Here is a 20,893-nt window from a genome sequence, read left to right as displayed (position 1 = left end):
AGTTAAAGCGCTATAATTTAATGACTTGCATTGATAGCCCCTAGTGGTTTAATACCGCGTTTAAAACTAGCGTTTAAAAACAAAATAATACAAATCCCTGTTTGTTTTATAAGTTCATGAAATAACGATATTTTGTTTATCTTCATGCATTGAAATCAAACAAGGAATGGTCTGACCACTGTTTCAAGTGTTTACTCTATTAAAAGATGTTTAAGTGCTTTATTTAACTTTAGTTAAGGTTAAAAACTTATTTTGTTGCGTTTGTAGACAAAAGTCACCTTTGATACCCGTGGCAGTAAGATACTTTCGTAGGTGCATAGCAGGGAATTGGACTTTAATACCTTGGGTCGTAGTCACCACGACATTTTGCACAGTGCCCTGATAATAAGGCAGGAATTCACTTGTGGTTATATTGAGTGAGAAGTAATATTTCATATCTTTATACTATATAGCAGTAACGCACTCATCTGCAGTGATAAGTACGTTACTAAACCGTGATATACGGGCAGTTAAATTTGTTTAGTCTTGTAGCGCAGCATCCAATTTTTCTTTTAAGTCACTTGATAACTTCGGCAATGACTGCAATTTAACTAACTCTGACCTCATTAATTTTTGATGTCTTGGGGCAAAACTTTTGTATTGAATGAGTGGAGTGATAAGTCTTGAAGCCACTTGTGGATTAATGTCATTTAATTTCGCAATTTGCTCGGCTAAAAATTGATAACCTCGTCCTGTTGGACAATGAAAATACTTAGGATTATTCATAGCAAAAGCACCAATTAAAGAGCGAGACCGGTTTGGATTTTTCAAACTAAATTGTGCATGCATCAATAAATCATCAAGTTGAGTAAAAATATCCTCACTCACCACACTAGCACTTAAGGCAAACCATTTGTCCATCACTAATGTCGTTTGTAGCCACTTCTGCTCAAAATGTTGCAGTTGCAGCTTTAAGTCCACTAAGTTGTGTTTTGCTGAGCACGTTAACGCGGCCAAACTATCCGTCATATTCTCTTGGAGAATGTCATCATTATTCGTCGCTTGCTGATATTGCTGAGTGACTAAATACTGGTATTCAGGTAAATAACTTAATAAGGCTAAACAAACATTTTTTAATGCTCGATTAGCAACTAGGTTCGGTGATGACTGGTCTAGCTGTTGACATGCTTGATAGCTAGCCAGTAATTCGTCTTGGCTGCCTTGGGCTATAAATAATGATAATGCCGTTATTGCCCTAGTAAGCGCAATGGGATCAACCTCCATCATCAAGCTAGCGGCTTCATCAAAACTAGGTAATAATAGTTGTTCCGCAATAAAAGCACGATCTCCATCGCCTGTTAATATCTCGTTAATGGCAATAAGTAACTCATTAGGGATGACATAATCAGCGTCAAAGGTTAATTGTTGGATATAGGACATTAACAGTTTTTGCCCTGCGTCCCAGCGACAAAAACTATTATTAGCTTGCTTGATAATGGTGAGTAAACTGGTATCGTCTTGCTGAAAAACCAATTTAACTGGAGCACTAAAGTCGCTAAGCATGGCTAAAGTCGGTTTACTGCTAAAGCCGTTAAATTGCCAACTTTGCTCTGTTTGCGTCAACTCTAGTAATGCACTTTGCCCGGCTTTATCATTATTTTCACTGATCAATTCAATTTTAATAGGGATATGTAACGCTTGCGGGTCTTGTTGGCTCTTAGTTACGGGTGATTGCTGTGATAAAGTTAAGCTATAAACCTTTGTTTGTGCATCATAGCTTTCTTGTACTTTAATTACCGGAGTACCCGACTGGCTATACCATAATTTAAATTGAGAGAGATCCTTAGCACTGGCATCGCTCATAGCGTTGATGAAATCATCACAAGTGACCGCCATGCCATCAAAACGAGAAAAATATAAATCCATGCCTTTTCTAAAGTTATCTACACCAATTAACGTATGCAGCATGCGAATAACTTCTGCACCCTTCTCATAAACAGTTAAGGTATAAAAGTTATTCATTTCCACGACTTTTTCAGGTCGTATCGGGTGCGCCATGGGCCCAGCATCTTCAGCAAATTGTTGCGAACGTAATACCCGCACATTTTGAATACGGGTCACTGCACTTGAATGCATTTGTGCACTGAATTGTTGATCCCTAAAAACCGTTAAGCCTTCTTTTAAACTCAGTTGAAACCAATCACGACAGGTGACACGATTGCCGGTCCAGTTATGGAAATATTCATGGGCGATCACAGCTTCAATATTAAAATAGTCGGTGTCTGTTGCACATTGACTATCTGCCAGTACATACTTGGAGTTAAAAACATTTAAACCTTTATTTTCCATCGCGCCCATATTGAAAAAATCTACCGCGACAATCATGTAGATATCTAAGTCGTATTCAAGACCAAAAGTTTCTTCGTCCCAAGCCATCGATTTTTGTAATGACACCATGGCATGTTTAGCTTTGGCTAAATTACCTTTATCAACAAAGATCTCTAGAGCAACTTCACGCCCTGATGCCGTGATAAAACTATCGGCAAGTAAGTCAAAATCTCCGGCAACCAAAGCAAACAAATAGCAAGGTTTGGGAAAGGGGTCGTGCCAAGTAACAAAGTGTTTATTATTCGCTAAGTCACCCGCGGCCACTTTATTACCGTTTGATAATAAATAGGGATATAAAGTTTTATCGGCGATAACTTTAGTAGTGAACGTCGCCATGACATCGGGTCTATCCAGATAATAGGTGATCCGACGGAAGCCTTCGGCTTCACATTGAGTACAAAATGCCTCGCCAGATTTAAACAGCCCTTCTAATGCGGTATTTTCCTGTGGATTAATCTCGGTAGTAATAGTGAGAGTAAATTTATTACCGTCCGGTAAGCTAGTTGCCGGTATGGTCAGTAACGTATCACTGAGCTGATATTGTTCTTTACTCAAGGCTTGCTTATCAAGCACTAAGGACACGAGAGTTAAATGTTCACCATTGAGTTGCAACGCTTGTTTACTATTGCTTTGTCGCTCTATGGTCAGCTCACTAATAACTTGGCTACAAGTATCATCTAAGGTAATGATTAGGTTTACTGTCTTAATAATAAAGTCAGCTGGTCGATAGTCAGCTAAAAATCGTGGTGCGGTGTCTGATAAAGAAGATGACATAATAGAGCCCTGCTTTGGAAAGATAAATTAAAATTAAGCCGTCGCGTTATAGCTATGACGTGCTAGTTACTGTTTGGCTTACTTTTTTAGATAGCGTCTTGATATTAAAACCAATAAAGCCATAAACAACCGCAAGAATAGGATTAATCCAGTTAAAGAAACAATAAAACATATAATCCAGTGGATTGACCATCAAGACACCCGACATATAAACCGCACAGGTATTCCACGGAATAAGCGGTGAAGTAATGGTACCCGCATCTTCAAGGGTACGACTCAGTACTAAGGGATCTAAACCTCTTTTTTGATATTCATCTTTATACATGCGACCGGGCATAACAATAGCCATGTATTGATCAGCCGTTAATAAGTTAGTACCGATACAGGTGGCAACGGTACTGGCTATAAGACTACCCGTTGATTTAGCAGACGCTAAAATCACATCAACAAATTTTTTCAGCATGCCTAAATGCTCTAACACCGCACCAAAACTTAATGCACACATGATTAACCACACCGTATTTAACATGCTAGACATACCACCACCACTGAGTAGGTCATTCAATTCACTATTACCGGTTTCAATACTGACACCATCAAAAAAGGCGGTCCATACCACCATGATATTAGCGGTAAGTACGTTAGTTTCTCCATTGGCTAAACGTAAAATAAGGTCTTGTTGAAAAATTACCGCCCATAAGCCACCAACCAAGGCACCAATAGCCACCGCAGGAAATGCCGGAACTTTTTTAATGGCTAAAACAAGTAAAACTAATAAGGGCACTAAGTTAAACAAAGACAAATTGAACTGCTCACTAAGTTGTTGGCTTAATAAGTCGATGGACTGATCGTTACTGCTGGTAGTTTCATTAAAGCCTAAAAATAGAAAAATTATCAATGCCGTGGCAATAGAGGGCATCGTGGTCCAAAACATATAACGTATGTGGGCAAACAACTCACTACCGGCAATCGCAGGAGCTAAGTTGGTGGTCTCTGATAAAGGTGAAATTTTATCACCAAAGTAAGCGCCAGAAATAACCGCACCCGCGGTGATGGCTGGTGATAAACCTAAACCTTGCGCTATACCAATCAAGGCAACACCAATAGTTGCAGCTGTTGTCCAAGAGCTACCAATACTCATTGAAACTACCGCACACATGACACATGCCGCAGCATAAAACCAGGCAGGGTCTAATATCATCAAACCATAATAAATCATGGTAGGAACTGTACCCGATAACAACCAGGTACCAATGAGTGAACCAACGGCGAACAAAATAAGAATTGCGCCTAACGACAGCGATATACCATGAATAATGGCTTTTTCAAGCTCGTGCCAGTTATAACCATTTTTTATCCCTATCACTACGGCTACTCCCATGGAAATAAGCAGTGCTATTTGATTAGGTCCATATGAAGAGCTATCACCAAAGTAAGTTACCGCTAAAGTAAGTAAAGCAATCAAGGTGATAACAGGAATAAAAGCATCTAGCATAGTGGGCTTTTTATTTTGATTTAACTCGGACATGAAATGTAAACCTTTTCTTATTGTAGTTATTTAACGGTAGAGTAATTTGATTATCGATAGAAAGTGAAAAAGCAAAGCCGCCTCAATGGGCGGCTTTGCTGTTGTTGTACAGGTTATTTTTTGGCAATTTTACCCAAAGAGATAAAATCAAAGGTTATACGAGCCGCTTCATCTAAAAATGGGTCCAGATCATCAAGTTCATCAGATAAATCATCTAAATCGGTTATTTTATCTTTACCTAAAAGCGCAAGTTGCTCATTAACACGCACTAAACGTTTACTTTTTCGTTGTAGACGTTCAGCTTGACGGGTAGCAAAATTTAATGAAATTGTTTTATTATCTTTTTCTGCTTGGTATGTAGTAATATCTTCGAGTAAATAATTAAATTCAGGGTTATCCTTTATACGCTGCTGATACAGTGAGGTTAAATAGTCGATATCGCTACCTAAATCATTTAACGGCGTATATTTAGCTTGCTGAATTTGATCCCAAGGCAAGGCGTTTTCTTCTTTACTCTCACCCCAGTCTTCTGGATCTATCGCTGTAGGAAAAGCAATATCGGGTAAAACACCCCGATGTTGTGTACTACCACCATTAATGCGATAGAATTTTGCAATGGTATATTGAATGCTGCCTAATGGCTTTTCATATAAGTCATAAACACGGCCTAAACCTCGGTGTTGCTGAACCGTACCTTTACCAAAGGTATGTTCACCAATAATAACACCTCGACCATAATCTTGAATGGCGGCAGAGAATATTTCAGAAGCAGAAGCACTGTAGCGATCGACCATAACCGTTAACGGGCCATCAAAATAACTGATGCCATCTCTATCACTTTGTACCTGAATACGGTTAGCACCATCTCTAATTTGAACAACGGGACCTTTATCGATGAATAAGCCGGTAAGTAAGGTTGCTTCAGGTAATGAACCGCCACCATTGCCACGTAAATCAACGATAATCCCCTCTACTCCCTGTTCTTTGAGTTTAGCGATTTCTTTTTTAACGTCTTTAGACAAATTGTTATAGAAACTTGGAATGGTGATAACACCCAATTTTTTGCTGTTTGCATCCTCCGAATTTTCTAAGAAAACCTCAGATTTTGCTGCTCTGTCTTCGAGTTTAATGATATCACGAACAATAGAGACAACCTTAATATTCGCTTCATCATCACTGTCGCCTGATAATATTTGTAAGCGTACTGTGGTCCCCTTTGAGCCTTTGATTAACTCAACCACATCATCTAAGCGCCAACCAATGACGTCTTCAAAATCTTTTTCACCTTGAGCAACGCCAACAATTTTATCTTTTGCTTTTAGCTGCTTTGATTTATCCGCTGGGCCACCAGTAACAATACGGTGAATGACAGTATAATCTTCAATTGAACGCAACTCTGCACCTATGCCCTCAAGGGATAAATTCATATCAACTTGAAAACGTTCGGCATTACGAGGTGATAAATAAGAAGTATGGGGTTCAACTACCCGAGCAAAGCTATTCATCACCAGTTGAAAGACATCTTCACTTTCACTCTGCTTTAAGCGCTTTATCGCGTAATTATAACGTTTAGTTAACACTTCTTTGATCTTTGGCCATTTTTTCTTGGTTAGTGTCAGATTTAGCACATCTGACTTCACCTTTAAGCGCCATAATTCATTCAGCTCGGCCTCACTTGTCGGCCAAGAAGCTTTTTCACGATCAAAAGAGTAAAGCTCTTCTTTGGTGAAATCGAACGGGTTTTTATCCTCTTTAACCGCTAATAAGCTAAGCGCATACTGATATCGCTCTAGACGCCTTTGCATATTTAAATTATAAATATCATAAGCTATAGCTAACTTTCCACGCGTCAGTACGGTGTCAAATTCAAGCCGATATTTTTGAAAGTCATCGATATCCGTCGCTAAGAAAATATTACGGGCATAATCAAGCTGTTTTATATAGCGATCGAATACTTCAGCTGATAGGACATCGTCAATGATAACTTTCTTATAATGTGCACGGGTAAATCGTGCCGTAATACGCTTGCTTGCTGTAGCATGCTGAGATTCTGGCATGAGTACAGGCAACTCTTCCGGGGTATGTGGTTTTTCAAACGCAATGGCGCTGACTGACAAACCTAACGATAAAGATACGGCGAGTGCGATACGACAAAATTTTTGCATGCATTAACTTCCTATTCAATTTCTATGTGACTTAACTCTCTTGCTAAGTCTGCCGCCCCCGTTAGCAGTGACGACATTTTTACTGCTATATGTAGATGTTTTTTAGTTGAGTCTTAATAATCATACCAGAGTCAAGTTGCACACTAATATCTTTACCAGAAATTTCAGTGATGGTGGCTTTCATTGGTGAATTACCTAACTGTACTTTTATGCTACTACCTACTTTGATTGTAGCTGATTCAACCGGTTTAAGTGGCGCAACGGCTTTTTTGACCGCTGTTTTGCTGGCAGACTTCACTGATTTAAACTTAGCTGCCTCACGTTTTTTATCCACTGGCTTAGCACTTGCTGCAACTGTTGAGCCTTGTTTACCTTTATATGCTTTTTTGCCCTCGCTGTCTGTCGCTTTTTTGTTACCAAATTTTTCTTGGCTTTCTTTTAGCGTTTTGCTGGCGTATGCTGCTTGGTCTGCATCTATTTCAGCGACTTCATTACCGTCAACATCAACACGAGAAGTGCCAAGTTTGATGGTTTTAAGGTAACGCCAACTGCTAGTATAATGTCTAAGTGCTTGACGTAAACGTGTTTTACTGACAGTTTCATCATCGTTAAGCTTTTCTGCTAAATCTTGGAATATACCAATCTTAAGCGGCTTAACCGGGCCTTTAATCGAAAAACACTCGGGGAATTTTTCAGCTAAATAAGCAATAATATCTTTTGTACTTGTACGTTTAATTTCAGTTTCCATAAATACACTTTTTTTACAATTTAAATTAAATTAAGCTAACTTAATTATCGACTAGAATGACTCTGATAAGAGCACTCTAACAAGAAAATAGCGCCATGTTTATCTTTCTTTATTCTTCAGATTTAAGATGTTGCTCTGGATTATCAATCACATGCTTACACCAATCATATATATCTTCAGTTTCGATATCAACAATCACGTCTTGGCATATCCAAGTATCCCAAATAAGCGACAATAACTGTTCTAAAAGTTCCGTTTCGATATCTTCGTCAGCTAAATCATACATAGTATGATAAAACTCATTCATATTCTCAGTAACTTCTTCTGCTTGACCATCCCAGTCCCCAACAAGTTCTTGGGTAACTAGATAGTCATGAATGACCACAAATTCTTTCATTAAAACTTCACTTTTATGTTTTTACTGTCGGTATGATTTTCAATGTTACTTTTGATGTTACTTTTAATATAATTACCTTTTAGTATCATTTTGAGCCGTTATATTCTGCTCAAACATTTTGACTATTGACATAATACCTTGTTCATCTTGCTGATCAAAGCGTGCAAATGCAGTGCTATCAATATCTAAAATAGCAACCACCTTACCCGCTACTTTCACCGGCACAACCAGTTCCGCATTACTGCTTGCATCACAGGCAATATGGCCATCAAATTGATGTACATCAGCAATACGCTGCACTTCACCCGTTAATGCACATGTACCACAAACGCCTTGCCCTAGTGGAATTCGAATACAAGCAACCTTACCTTGAAAAGGACCCAGCACAAGTTCATCACCAACAAGGCGATAAAAGCCAACCCAATTCACTTCCGCTAAACGTTCAAAGAGTAAAGCACTGACATTGGCCATATTAGCAATAATATCAGATTCATTACTTATTAGCGCTTTAGTTTGCCCTAATAACTCATGATAAAACTCAGCTTGGTTACTCATTAAAACGCACCATTAAAGAAAGCTATAATAAAAAGCGCTAACATACCTAAAAACACGCGGTAATTAAAGCTTTTATCGAATAATTAGCTAACTATTATCAGTTAATCACTGTTTTTCTAATCTTCAAGGCTAAATTTAACCAAAACACGAGCCGTAATTGTTTGGCTACCGATTAATGATGTATGTGCTCTAGGGCTTGCATCACTCATCATTGCTTCAGCGTACATAGGTCGATAATGGTTACTTGCCAGCTCTTTAAGCAGTAATATTTGCCCTAAACTCCGCCCTGCTTGTTTGACCATACGCTGTGCTTTTTGTTGTGCATGGCTAATGGCTTTTAATAAAGCCTGTTGATAAAATTCATCTTGTCCCGCTACCGTCATAGACAGTGATGATATATGACTGACCTTTATTTTAATAATTTGTGTTAAAAAGCTATCATAATCCGCTAGTTCATTGAATTTCACCGTAATTTGTCGGCTTAATTCAAATAATGGCTGTTTATGAAGATTACCCTTGTTAGTCTGCTGATTCACAGTTTGACCATCGATATAAACATTAGCTTGCCGCGCTCTATGCAATTCAATGCCTTGTACTTGAATTGAGGGCTTTTCTACCACAATACGCAAATTAACGCGGGCAGAAGAAATATTTGTCTCTTTAACTGCTAGGTTTTTCGCGGCATTGACCACTAAATTACTTTTTTTATCCACTAAAGCCTTTAATTTACTAGGCAGGCGACCCCGTTCGGTAATGGTTAAGGTTATTGAAAATTGATCCGGGATAACTACAACACTGCCCTGACCTGACACCTCTATGCCTGCCTGCTCAAAAGCATAAGACTGACTGGGCAGCAATATACACACTACGAAGGCAAAATAAGACGGCAATCGTTTAAGTGCGACAAAATCACTTATTATTTGAATCCAAGAATGAATAAAAGATAACACCTGCATGTTTGTTCCTTAAATTAAGCGGTTAAAGTAGACACTTATTACCGAGCAGCGCGCTGCTCTCATGGCTTAGCTGCATCGATAAAATTAATAAACTGTTCTTTTTCGACACGACTTGCCTTTTGCCACCAGTATTTAAGCATGGGCACAGCGTCGACTTGATTAAGCACTTTTTTGTTGAAATCGTACTCAATTGTATCAAGCTTAATTGCGGTGTTACCACCCTGCGTGCTAACAACGGGCAATGACAAAGTAGTAATCACTTGATTGACCTTTTTAGTCAACTCATAGTCAGTTAACTTTTCTAGCGCTAACACCACTTCTTCTTTATCTTCATCTACTAAGATGAGTTCTGGTGTTTTAACAAAACGTTCGGCTGCGGCTAAATCAGCAATATTGTTAGTCGATAACACTAGTGTTAGCTGTTTATCAACGGTAAATTTAACAACGAAGGAATCCGACTGCACTAGCCTTTCTTCAGCAAAGTCCAGATCTTCAAAAACATCTTTATATTTAACCACTAATACATGTTTTCCTTGCGATAATTGCATGATTTGTTTATTTGAAAAGAAACCATGCTCAACGGCTTTATCATCAATATCCCGTACTAGCAGATTATCAGCGATGGTTAGCTTAGTAGCACTGACGTTAAAGGTAAATAAACTGGAGAACAAGACACAGACACAAAGATAGTTTACCCGTGTGTCGTTGAAAAAAGGGGTACGGCGGGTGATGTGAAACAAGCTTAGCTCCCTTGTTGGTGATAATAAGTAATTACTCTTTATAAACTGTCTAGCAAATAAATTAAAGTAAAAAGATGTGATTAAGTTCGACATTAACTCAATCTCATGGTTATTATCAAATTAAGTTAATATGTAACGAGCAAACATGGATGGCAAGTAACTCGACCTTAGCAAAACTATTTATTAGTACCAGAAAACATATCAGCTTCTTAATTAGTCATATCGTCAAGCCTGACGATATTGATGATATCGTTCAAGAAACCTTTGTTAAAACCTATGAAGCTGATTTAAAGCAAGAAATTAAATATGTGCGCAGCTATATGCTAAAAACCGCAAAAAATCTGGCCTTAAATCATGTCGCCAAGTGGGATAATAAATATAAAGACTCGTTAGAGGATTTTACAGAGCCACCTGTTCAATTAACTAGCACTAAGGTTGAAGACGATTATGAAAGTAAAGAGCAGTTTTTATTTTTTTGTCGAGCAACCGAGCAACTGTCAGGTTCAGTGCGTAAATGTTTTATACTAAAGAAGGTTTATGGCTTAAGCCAAAAAGAAATTGCCAGTTACTTAAAGTTAAGTGAAAGCACAGTAGAAAAGCACATAGCACAGGGGCTACTAAAAAGTGCCCGGTTTATGGAACGAATGAACCATCCTCATGGTCATAGTCTCAGTGCTAAGGATAAAAAAGTAGCACAACCAACACCAAGCGCTGTAGTAAAAACCTCCGTCGGTAAATCGAGAAAAATGAATGGGTAATGTCAGCCAACTCTTTAGTCAAGAGTGCAAAAATAAAAATAATGATAATAATATCCAAGAACTTGCTTGTCTTTGGATAAGTCGTATGGACCGTGGTTTAACTACGGTTGAACAGCAACAACTTGTTGTTTGGTGTAATCAAAATTCTCAGCATCATAGTACTCTGCTTGAAATGGCTTCTTTTTGGGATGATTTAAGTGTTTTACATGAGTTAAGCGCTTTATTTCCGTTAGCCCAGGCAAAAGTAGCCGGTAAACGCCATACGTTAGCAACTATTGCCCTAGTAGCCAGTTTTGCCCTGGTCTCTCTAATAAGTATCAATACCCTAGTTAATGAATCTTTCTTACCCTTCTTGCCCTCATTGAATGAGCAAAATTTAAGCCAAACTCAGACCTTAAAAACTAAAATAGGTGAACAAAAAAGTTTTACTTTACAAGATGGCTCACTGATCCAACTCAATACCAACAGCCATATAGAAGTTGCCTACAATGCCGAACAACGCCTTCTTACTTTAGTAAAAGGCGAAGCTCGCTTTGATGTTACTAAAGATAATAATCGGCCTTTCACGGTGATTGTCGGGGCAAAATCATTCACCGCACTGGGTACCGTTTTTAATGTCCAATGGCATCATAACCAAGCGATGGAATTAGTGGTGACCGAAGGTAAAGTATTAATCACCCAAGCAACAACATCGGTAAATGACCTTAAAGAAAGCTTAAAACAGGCTAACACTAGCTTTGCTCCCGACCAACTAGCGGCAACGTTAGTTGTTTCCGGTGAAAAAGCGCTAATAGCCGAGCATGCAACGTCAACTAGCACAACCCCCATAGAGAAAGTCTCTTTAGATCAAATTCACCGTGATTTGGCCTGGCAACAGGGCATGCTAATTTTTGAAGGGGAGCCTTTGTCCATGGCACTGGCTGAAATTAGCCGTTATACCACCAGTAGTTTTGAAATTGTTGATAGCGAGCTAGCTGAGATAAAAGTCGCGGGCTATTTTAAAGCCGATGATATTGACGGTCTACTATCATCCTTACAGAGTAATTTCGGTATTAATTTTAGTAAAAAACCCGATGGTACAATTTTACTCACTGCGGCTAACTAACCATCGCTATTTCTTAAAAACTTACTATTTATTCTCTGTTTATCAGTTAAATAGCCGCTATATATTGCTGGCTATTTAGCCAAACATGCAACAAGATAAAACTAATATTAAAAAATAATAAAATAAATTAGAGGATTTCCCCCTGCTTAGCTGTTTATTACTATTGCGCAGTTGGCGAAAGCAATTTCGTCTGAATCAAACCTCGCTCAGACCTGCCTTGTTAGTGAATTTCACCCTAGTGGTAATGTTATTAACATCAAGCCATGTCAATGCTGAGGATTTTATTCGCTTTGATATTGATAAACAACGAGCTGATAAAGCCTTAATTGCATTTGCCCAAAAGGTCAATCAAACCATTATATTTTCTTTTGATTTGACCAAGCAACATCAAGCAAATTCATTAAAAGGTTATTATCCTATTACCTCCGGCCTAAAAAAATTATTACATGGCTCTGGTCTAGTCGCGGTTGTTAATAACTCTGGTCAACTGAGCATTCAAGTTGATTCACATAATAAGAGATATATAGCAATGAAAAATAAAAGCTTACACGCCGCGCTAGTCCCCATTTTACTTGGTGCCGCTAGTCAAACAGTATTAGCTCAACAAACTGTACAAGTACAAGAAGAGGAAATAGAAAAAATAGCCATTGTCGGTAGCCGAGTGGCCGGTCGCTCGGTCGAAGACTTACCCGTACCCGTTGATATTTTAACGGCAGAAGCCTTGGCCAATACCGGTCAAACAGAAGTCGGTCGTATGTTACAAGCCATAGCACCATCATTTAACTTCTCGAGTTCATCGATCAGTGATGGTACCGATGCCTTACGTCCCGCAACATTAAGGGGTCTAGGCCCAGATCAAACCTTGGTACTCATCAATGGTCGTCGCCGCCATCAAGCCAGTTTAATTCACCTCAATACCTCTGTGGGTCGAGGCACTGCGGGTACGGATATGAACGCTATTCCTGCGGCTTCAATCAAACGCATTGAGGTATTACGTGATGGCGCCGCGGCACAATATGGCTCTGATGCTATTGCTGGTGTTATTAACATCGTCCTTAATGATGCCAGTGAAGGCGGTAAAGTCGCACTATCTTATGGCGAATATTCAGAAGGTGATGGTGAAACCACCAATGTCGATATTTCCAAGGGGTTTAGCTTAGGTGATAAGGGCTTTTTAAATACCACCCTAAACTTTAGAAACCGTGGTTTTACTGATCGCTCTGGCTTACATGGCTCATGTCAATTTTCAGGGTGTACCGACTTAGCTAACGGTGACTTATTATTAGGCGACCCACGCGAGGCAACAGCGACCCGTTCAACCTTTAGAATTGGCGATGCCGATTCAAGTCAATTTGCGTTAATCATTAATACCGGCTACGACCTAGGTGATGGTGAACTGTACGGTTTCTTGACTTATTCAAAGCGCGAGAATGAATCAGCCGCATTTTTCCGTCACAACAATAATAGCGGTGGTAATGCACAGCTACAAGATGGTGATGCAACCATTTTGGCGGGTTTTTTACCGAAAATTAATACCGATATTAAAGATATTTCTTATAACTTAGGTTATCAAACAGAATTCTCCGATGGCTCAACTTTAGATTTTTCTTATACCTATGGGAAAAATAATATTGATTATGTGACCAGCGATACCATTAACTCTTCTTTTGCTAATGCGCTACGCTATACCTCAAGTTTAACCGCAGATGAAATTCGCGCCGCTATTCCACGCCAAGCATCGGCTTATGGCCTTGAGTTATCACTGCAAACCTTAAACCTTGATTATACCCAAGACTTTGATTTGTTTTCATTTGCCATGGGCACCGAAATTAGAACCGATGAATTTAAAGTCACTGCTGGCGATGAATACTCCTATCGTGACTATGATACCAATGAGGACGGCAGTAGCAAATATCCCGATGACCGCTCTGCCGGTACCCAAGGGTTTGGCGGCACTGCTCCTATGCAAGAAGTAGATGAAAGCCGTGATGTTATCTCTTTTTATCTTGATGCAGAAACTGAAATTATTGATGATTTAATTATTAGCGGCGCGGTACGTTATGATGATTACCAAGGTTTTGGTGACAGTACTAACTTCAAACTTGCCGCTAATTGGTCCGTTACTGAGTGGATAGCTCTACGTGGTGCTGTAAGTACCGGTTTCCGTGCTCCGTCAATGCAGCAATTGTATACCGATAACATCAGTACCCAATTTCAAACCGATCCGAACAACCCTAACGGCGATCAAATTGCCGTGCAAGTGGGCACTTTTCGTAATGACTCAAACCTAGCCAAAGCCATTGGTATTCCTGAATTAAAAGAAGAGGAAGCTACCAACTTCAGTTTAGGTACGGTAATCCACATTACTGACGAAATAAACTTAACCATTGATTGGTATTCAATCGATATAGATGATCGTATCGTGTTGAGTAACTCATTAGGGCAAGGTTTGTCACCGGCTTTAGATGCAGCGCTCATTGCCTCAGGCGCTGGTGCAGGTCAGTTTTTCCTTAATGGTGCCGATACTGAAACCAGAGGCATAGATATCATTGCCACCTGGAACACTGAGTTAATGGGCGGTGATTTTAGCCTAACCGCAGCGGCTAACTTTACTGAAACCGATGTGGTAAATATTTATACACCCGCAGACAGTGCTTTGGGCAGTATCGAGCCTAGTGACGTTTTTTCAAAACAAGCGGTCTCTATTATCGAAGAATGGCAGCCACAAGATAGGATCAGCTTAAACGGCTTCTATACTATCGGCGATATTAGTATCAATTTAGCCTTTAACCGCTATGGTGAATATACTATCACTGATGGTGGCACACAAACCTACGGCGCAGAAGTATTAACAGATTTTCGTATTAATTACCAAGTAACTGAACAGCTATCATTTAACCTTGGTGGCAATAACATCTTTGATGTTTACCCTGATAAAAACACCATAGGTAACTCACGTTCCGGCACTATAGTAGATGCTGATGGCAACGTTATTGTTAGTAGCCCTGGAGTATTTACTTATTCACGTCGCTCAGCACCGTTTGGTTTTAATGGTGCTTTCTACTATGCTGGCGCTGAATTTAAGTTCTAGCCTTATCGAGTTATTTATTAGCTGTTATAAATAGCAGAAGCGCAGCGAAAGCTGCGCTTTTATTTGTATTCTATTTTGACGGTACCCTTACCCAACCTTCCATTAATACTCTGGCACTACGACTCATAACAACCTTGTTCACCGTCCATTTATCATTATCTAGGCTTGCTTCAGCGCCTACTGTCAAGGTACCTGATGGATGAGCAAAAGTTACCGAACTTATATCAGCTTTACCGGTAGCAAGCGCAACTAAAGTGCCTGGAATAGATGCTGCCGAGGCAATGGCGACAGCAGCCGTGCCCATCATGGCATGATGTAATTTCCCCATAGACAATGCCCGCACTTGTAAATCAATCTCATCTGCTGCGATGTTCTTACCGCTTGAAGTAACATAATCTTGAGCGGGGGCAACAAAGGCTATTTTAGGGGTATGCTGCCGTGTTTTCGCCTCAGAAATATCACTAATCAAACCCATTTTAACCGCGCCATAGGCACGAATAGTTTCAAAACGCGCTAGTGCTTCTTCATCGGAGTTAATCGCGTCTTGCAGCTCTGTACCGGTATAACCTAACGCCTCGGCATTTAAGAATATGGTCGGAATGCCGGCAGTGATCATGGTTGCTTGAAAAGTACCAATGCCAGGCACTTCGAGCGCATCAACAACATTTCCAGTGGGAAACATCGCTTCAGAAGGGTCAACCGGTGAAATGAATTCAACGGGTATCTCTGCCGCAGGAAACGTCACGCCATCGAGCTCAAAGTCACCGGTTTCTTGCACTTGTCCATTGCTAATAGGCACATGGGCTAGAATGGTTTTTTGAATGTTCTTCTGCCAAATACGTACAGTACAAACACCATTATCGGGAATTCGGCTTGCTGCCACCAATCCTGAGCTGATGGCAAAAGAGCCAACCGCTGCCGTTAAGTTACCGCAATTACCCGACCAATCGACAAAGGGTTTATCAATGGCCACTTGGCCAAATAAATAATCAACATCGTGGTCTGCTTGTTCACTGGTAGAAATAATAGCAGTTTTACTGGTACTTGAGGTTGCCCCGCCCATACCATCGGTTTGCTTACCGTAGGGATCTGGACTACCAATAACGCGTAATAACAAGGCATCACGAGCACTGCCAGCTACCTGACAATCTTCAGGCAAGTCTGTTAAATTAAAGAAAACACCTTTTGATGTACCACCACGCATGTAGGTTGCTGGGATTTTTATTTGTGGCGCATGTATTTTAGTGACTAATGACATAGCTCACTCCTGAAATAATTTTGGCTCTGTTAGCTTTAGTATTTCTGCGCAAACACGCAAGACGCATGAACTCTTCCATGAGGCTCGACACAAGCATCAGGACAGTGTGCTCAAGATAATTGCTCGTGCATTATCCATATAAGGTACTTCCTGTACCGTCTGCACTGTCTATAAGGTATATCCATATACCGTCATGCTTGTGAAGCTTGCTTATTTGCATCCGCAACACTAAAAAAAATCTACCACCGGAGCTTTTGACTTCAGTTATAGAGAACATAGCCATTAATTTAATATAAAAAGCTGCAACTTTTATTACTGCTTAAAGAAAATCATACAGAGTTGATTTTCATAAGAGGAGTTTTAGTGTTTTAACAAGGCTAAAGCGCGGAATTGACGAACGTCAATGAGCACTTCTAACGTAGTTAAAACGCTAAAAATCAATTATGAATTCGACTCTAAGAAATCATTGGCAAACTTTTGCAATACCCCACCGGCGGCGTATACCGAAACTTCGTCAGCGGTATCTAAACGACATTTCACTGGGATGTTAATTATTTCACCATTTCGACGCGTCATAATGACAGTCATTGCCCCACCTGGTGAAATGCCTTTAACATTAGTGTCTTCAACATCGTACGTTTCGCTGCCGTCAATATTATAGCTATGTCGAGTTTCACCGTCAGTAAATTCAAGTGGTAGCACACCCATACCAACTAAGTTAGTGCGGTGAATACGCTCGAAACCTTCCGAAATGATGACTTCAACTCCGGCTAAACGCACACCTTTTGCCGCCCAGTCACGTGAAGAGCCTTGACCGTAATCAGCGCCGGCAATAATGATTAATGGCTGCTTGCGTTCCATGTAGATTTCAATGGCTTCCCACATGCGTGATTCAGTGCCTTCAGGCTCAATACGAGCTAGAGAGCCTTGCTTGACTACACCGTTTTCGTCCCTACACATTTCATTGAAAAGTTTCGGGTTGGCAAAGGTGGCACGTTGTGCTGTTAAGTGATCGCCCCTGTGAGTGGCGTATGAGTTAAAGTCGGCTTCAGGTAGACCCATTTTAGCAAGGTAGGCACCCGCAGCACTGTCTAATTGAATAGCATTTGACGGGGATAAATGATCTGTAGTGATGTTATCGCCAAGTACCGCTAATGGCACCATACCTTTCATGGTGCGTACACCGGCCAATGCACCCGGCCCCTCGGTATTCCAGTAAGGAGGACGACGAATATAAGTACTGGTTTCATCCCAATCATATAATGGGCTTTCAGCTGGTTCAAAGGCACCTAAATCAAACATGGGTTCATAAACCTTCTTGAATTGCTCAGGCTTGACACATGAAGCAACAATGGCATCGATTTCTTCATCTGCTGGCCAGATATCTTTCAAGGTAATATCGTTACCCTGTTGATCTTGACCTAGAATGTCTTTTTCAATATCAAAACGCATGGTACCGGCAATGGCATAAGCAACAACTAATGGCGGTGACGCTAAGAATGCTTCTTTTGCGTGCGGATGAATACGACCATCAAAGTTACGGTTACCTGATAATACCGCGGTAGTGTATAAATCGCGATCGATAATTTCTTGCTGAATTTTAGGCTCTAACGCGCCGCTCATACCGTTACACGTAGTACATGCATAACCTACAATACCAAAACCTAATTTTTCCATTTCACTGAGCAGGCCTGCTTCTTCTAAATACAGTTTTGCTACTTTAGAGCCCGGCGCAAAGGATGTTTTTACCCAAGGTTTACTGACTAAACCTAATTCATTAGCCCGTTTAGCCACCAGACCCGCGGCAACAACGTTACGTGGGTTTGAGGTATTGGTACAGGAGGTGATCGCAGCGATAATGACCGCACCATCCGGCATTTGACCATTAGCTTCTTGTGCTTTACAAATATCTAGGTTTTTCGCAATATTTTTCGACACTAGATCAGCGGTCGCTAAACGACGATGCGGATTTGAAGGTCCGGCTAAGTTACGACAGACAGTTGATAAATCAAATTCGATAACACGAGGGTACTGTACTTCTTTTAGGTCATCAGCCCAAAGACCGGTGTGTTTAGCATAAATTTCAACCAGTTTGATTTGCTCTGGATCACGACCAGTAATTTTCAAGTAATCAATGGTTTGTTCATCAATGTAGAACATACCTGCTGAGGCACCGTACTCTGGCGTCATGTTTGAAATAGTTGCCCGGTCACCTATGGTTAAGCTTTTAGTACCTTCACCGAAAAACTCTAAGTAAGCAGAGACAACTTTCTCATTACGTAAAAATTCTGTGATGGCTAAGACCATATCGGTCGCCGTAATACCGGACTGACACTTGCCCGTTAACTTAACACCAATAATGTCGGGTAAACGCATCATAGAGGGTTGACCAAGCATAACTGTTTCAGCTTCTAGGCCACCAACACCAATGGCAAGAACCCCGAGACAATCTATATGTGGTGTATGAGAATCGGTGCCAACACAAGTATCAGGGAAAGCAATACCGTCACGCGCTTGAATAACCGGCGACATTTTTTCTAAGTTGATTTGATGCATAATACCGTTCCCGGCGGGAATAACATCAACGTTTTTAAAGGCGGTTTTAGTCCATTCAATGAAATGAAAACGCTGTTCATTACGGCGATCTTCAATGGCACGGTTTTTAGCCAACGCTTGTGGATCAGAGCCAGAAGCCTCAACGGCTAAAGAGTGATCGACTATTAATTGTGTCGGTACCACTGGGTTTACTTTTGAGGGATCGCCACCTTGCTCGGCAATAGCGTCACGAAGACCCGCCAAATCAACTAAGGCGGTTTGTCCTAAAATATCATGACAAACAACTCTTGCCGGATACCATGGGAAATCAAGGTCTTGCTTAACGTCTATAATTTGCTTTAATGAATCGGTAAGTATCGCCGGATCACATTTGCGCACTAATTGCTCAGCAAGTATACGTGAAGTGTAAGGTAATTTAACGTAAGAGCCTGGTTTAATGGCCTCAATAGCTGCACGCGTATCATAAAAATCTATAGTCGCACCCTTATTTTTATAGCCAGGCAACGGTTTGCGGTATTGGTAATTCATAAATTAATCCAGGAAACATTTCTAATAAAAAATCATTTAAAAATAAAGGCATTAATTCCAAACAGAACAAATACCTTTATATAAACCGAATCAAGCCGACGGAAGTTGCTTTGAGTTCAAGGCGGATAATACGACGTATAGTGTACTATCCGAGTTGACCTTACTTAACAATAAGCAACGACGAAATCAGAGCAAAGTTCAAGTCTCTCCTACCTCTTTTCGATAGCGACAACCGTACGTGGCTCACTGCCAGTGTAATCAGCACTGGGTCTGATGATACGGTTGTTTGAGCGCTGCTCCATTACGTGTGCGGCCCAACCAGTTAAGCGTGAACAGACAAAAATAGGGGTAAATAGTTTTGTCGGTATGCCCATATAATTATAGGTTGAGGCATGGAAGAAATCAGCATTACAGAAGAGTTTCTTGCTATCCCACATATATTTTTCACACGCGACAGAAATATCATAAAGTGAAGTATCTCCGTTTTCTTCAGCCAGCTTTTCAGACCAGGCTTTAATAATGACATTACGTGGATCACTAGTGCGGTATATCGCATGACCAAAGCCCATGATTTTCTCTTTTCGCGCTAACATGCCAGCCATTTTCTCTTTAGCATCACTCGGTGAAGTAAAGCTTAGAATCATATCCATAGCCGCTTCATTAGCACCACCATGAAGTGGCCCACGTAACGTACCTATCGCAGCAGTGATACAAGAATACATATCAGATAAGGTAGAAGCACAGACCCGGGCAGTAAATGTTGAGGCGTTAAATTCATGCTCAGCATATAAAATCAATGATACATCCATAACCCGTTGATGTTGCTTGGACGGACTTTCACCCTTTAATAAACGTAAAAAGTGACCGGCAAGGGAAGTCTCGGATGATTGGCAATCAATTTCTACGCCATCATGACTGTATTTATACCAGTAACACATGATCGCTGGAAAAGCGGCTAATAAGCGATTTGCTGCGTTATTTTGCTGGGCAAAGTCACCTTCTGGCTCTAAGTTACCTAAAAAAGAACAACCCGTGCGCATAACATCCATTGGGTGAGTATCTTTAGGGATAAGTTTTAATACCGATTTTAATGCCTCGGGTAAATCACGTAACGATTTTAGCTCTGCTTGATAGGCTGTTAATTGTGTTTGGTTTGGTAATTCACCGTTGAATAATAAATAGGCAACTTCTTCAAAGGTTGAATTTTCGGCTAAATCTGCAATATCATAACCACAATAGGTTAAGCCTGAGCCTGATTTTCCTACGGTACAAAGGGCGGTTTCACCGGCACTTTGTCCACGAAGGCCAGCGCCACTGTTCGGTTTTTTCGCAACACTTTTCTGTTCAGTTGTCTCTGTCATGATCCT

Annotated in this window: 15 protein-coding genes; 3 read left to right on the top strand and 12 right to left on the bottom strand. The window is 40.4% G+C overall.

The genetic code is table 11. The features are described 5' to 3' along the window. Window positions 1-219: 219 nt before the first annotated feature. The 9 genes from ASU03_RS07265 to ASU03_RS07225 all read right to left on the bottom strand — a co-directional run bounded on the left by ASU03_RS07265 (window position 220) and on the right by ASU03_RS07225 (window position 10,230). On the bottom strand, window positions 220-435 hold the full coding sequence (locus tag ASU03_RS07265) for a DUF2835 family protein (protein WP_057831207.1): 216 nt from the start codon (window positions 433-435) through the stop codon (window positions 220-222). Between the two features lie 84 nt (window positions 436-519). Next, complete coding sequence (gene pepN / locus ASU03_RS07260) at window positions 520-3,141, bottom strand: aminopeptidase N (protein ID WP_057831206.1); 2,622 nt, start codon at window positions 3,139-3,141, stop codon at window positions 520-522. A gap of 52 nt (window positions 3,142-3,193) precedes the next feature. Continuing rightward, window positions 3,194-4,669 (bottom strand): Na+/H+ antiporter NhaC, encoded by a 1,476-nt coding sequence (gene nhaC, locus ASU03_RS07255; RefSeq protein WP_057831205.1) that lies wholly within the window; start codon window positions 4,667-4,669, stop codon window positions 3,194-3,196. Window positions 4,670-4,782: 113 nt separating this feature from the next. After that, window positions 4,783-6,834: a carboxy terminal-processing peptidase gene (prc, locus tag ASU03_RS07250; RefSeq protein WP_057831204.1), complete on the bottom strand. Its 2,052-nt coding sequence runs from the start codon at window positions 6,832-6,834 to the stop codon at window positions 4,783-4,785. Window positions 6,835-6,919: 85 nt separating this feature from the next. Next, complete coding sequence (proQ, locus tag ASU03_RS07245) at window positions 6,920-7,582, bottom strand: RNA chaperone ProQ (protein WP_057831203.1); 663 nt, start codon at window positions 7,580-7,582, stop codon at window positions 6,920-6,922. 109 nt (window positions 7,583-7,691) lie between these two features. After that, on the bottom strand, window positions 7,692-7,979 hold the full coding sequence (locus ASU03_RS07240) for a hypothetical protein (protein WP_057831202.1): 288 nt from the start codon (window positions 7,977-7,979) through the stop codon (window positions 7,692-7,694). A 72-nt stretch (window positions 7,980-8,051) separates the two neighbouring features. Continuing rightward, entirely contained in the window at window positions 8,052-8,534 is a 483-nt protein-coding gene (locus ASU03_RS07235) for a GAF domain-containing protein (RefSeq protein ID WP_057831201.1), read from the bottom strand. A 116-nt stretch (window positions 8,535-8,650) separates the two neighbouring features. Next, complete coding sequence (locus tag ASU03_RS07230; protein ID WP_057831200.1) at window positions 8,651-9,490, bottom strand: SIMPL domain-containing protein; 840 nt, start codon at window positions 9,488-9,490, stop codon at window positions 8,651-8,653. 59 nt (window positions 9,491-9,549) lie between these two features. Continuing rightward, window positions 9,550-10,230, bottom strand: coding sequence for a DUF2057 family protein (locus tag ASU03_RS07225; protein WP_231731517.1), 681 nt, complete (start codon window positions 10,228-10,230; stop codon window positions 9,550-9,552). A gap of 149 nt (window positions 10,231-10,379) precedes the next feature. Here ASU03_RS07225 and ASU03_RS07220 point away from each other — a divergent pair, with 149 nt between their 5' ends. From ASU03_RS07220 to ASU03_RS07210, 3 genes are all read left to right on the top strand, one after another. After that, a complete protein-coding gene (locus tag ASU03_RS07220; protein ID WP_057831199.1) occupies window positions 10,380-10,988 on the top strand; it encodes an RNA polymerase sigma factor in 609 nt (202 codons plus the stop codon). Then, the gene (locus tag ASU03_RS07215) at window positions 10,981-12,093 is read left to right on the top strand and encodes a FecR family protein (protein ID WP_057831198.1); all 1,113 of its coding nucleotides are present in this window, start codon (window positions 10,981-10,983) and stop codon (window positions 12,091-12,093) included. Before ASU03_RS07220 ends, ASU03_RS07215 begins: the two co-directional genes overlap by 8 nt. A gap of 244 nt (window positions 12,094-12,337) precedes the next feature. Further along, complete coding sequence (locus ASU03_RS07210; RefSeq protein ID WP_082627201.1) at window positions 12,338-15,184, top strand: TonB-dependent receptor; 2,847 nt, start codon at window positions 12,338-12,340, stop codon at window positions 15,182-15,184. A gap of 70 nt (window positions 15,185-15,254) precedes the next feature. Here the strand turns inward: ASU03_RS07210 and prpF are convergent, their stop codons facing one another. The 3 genes from prpF to prpC all read right to left on the bottom strand — a co-directional run bounded on the left by prpF (window position 15,255) and on the right by prpC (window position 20,887). Beyond that, entirely contained in the window at window positions 15,255-16,442 is a 1,188-nt protein-coding gene (prpF, locus tag ASU03_RS07205; protein ID WP_057831197.1) for a 2-methylaconitate cis-trans isomerase PrpF, read from the bottom strand. Between the two features lie 441 nt (window positions 16,443-16,883). Beyond that, window positions 16,884-19,526 carry a Fe/S-dependent 2-methylisocitrate dehydratase AcnD gene (acnD, locus tag ASU03_RS07200; protein WP_057831196.1) on the bottom strand — a complete coding sequence of 881 codons (2,643 nt, stop codon included), beginning with the start codon at window positions 19,524-19,526 and terminating at the stop codon, window positions 16,884-16,886. Window positions 19,527-19,735: 209 nt separating this feature from the next. After that, a complete protein-coding gene (gene prpC / locus ASU03_RS07195) occupies window positions 19,736-20,887 on the bottom strand; it encodes a bifunctional 2-methylcitrate synthase/citrate synthase (RefSeq protein WP_057831195.1) in 1,152 nt (383 codons plus the stop codon). Window positions 20,888-20,893: the final 6 nt, after the last annotated feature.

Source organism: Colwellia sp. TT2012, assembly GCF_001440345.1.
Taxonomy (GTDB): Bacteria; Pseudomonadota; Gammaproteobacteria; order Enterobacterales; family Alteromonadaceae; genus Colwellia.
Note: the sequence above shows the minus strand (reverse complement) of the source record. Positions and strands in the feature narration are given on the sequence as shown.

Coding starts and splice junctions, on each gene's coding strand:
- ASU03_RS07210 (WP_082627201.1), top strand. CDS start 12,338: ATGTTATTAACATCAAGCCATGTCAATGCTGAGGATTTTATTCGCTTT.
- prpC (WP_057831195.1), bottom strand. CDS start 20,887: ATGACAGAGACAACTGAACAGAAAAGTGTTGCGAAAAAACCGAACAGT.
- ASU03_RS07240 (WP_057831202.1), bottom strand. CDS start 7,979: ATGAAAGAATTTGTGGTCATTCATGACTATCTAGTTACCCAAGAACTT.
- proQ (WP_057831203.1), bottom strand. CDS start 7,582: ATGGAAACTGAAATTAAACGTACAAGTACAAAAGATATTATTGCTTAT.
- ASU03_RS07215 (WP_057831198.1), top strand. CDS start 10,981: ATGGGTAATGTCAGCCAACTCTTTAGTCAAGAGTGCAAAAATAAAAAT.
- pepN (WP_057831206.1), bottom strand. CDS start 3,141: ATGTCATCTTCTTTATCAGACACCGCACCACGATTTTTAGCTGACTAT.
- prc (WP_057831204.1), bottom strand. CDS start 6,834: ATGCAAAAATTTTGTCGTATCGCACTCGCCGTATCTTTATCGTTAGGT.
- acnD (WP_057831196.1), bottom strand. CDS start 19,526: ATGAATTACCAATACCGCAAACCGTTGCCTGGCTATAAAAATAAGGGT.
- ASU03_RS07265 (WP_057831207.1), bottom strand. CDS start 435: ATGAAATATTACTTCTCACTCAATATAACCACAAGTGAATTCCTGCCT.
- ASU03_RS07220 (WP_057831199.1), top strand. CDS start 10,380: ATGGCAAGTAACTCGACCTTAGCAAAACTATTTATTAGTACCAGAAAA.
- nhaC (WP_057831205.1), bottom strand. CDS start 4,669: ATGTCCGAGTTAAATCAAAATAAAAAGCCCACTATGCTAGATGCTTTT.
- ASU03_RS07235 (WP_057831201.1), bottom strand. CDS start 8,534: ATGAGTAACCAAGCTGAGTTTTATCATGAGTTATTAGGGCAAACTAAA.
- ASU03_RS07230 (WP_057831200.1), bottom strand. CDS start 9,490: ATGCAGGTGTTATCTTTTATTCATTCTTGGATTCAAATAATAAGTGAT.
- prpF (WP_057831197.1), bottom strand. CDS start 16,442: ATGTCATTAGTCACTAAAATACATGCGCCACAAATAAAAATCCCAGCA.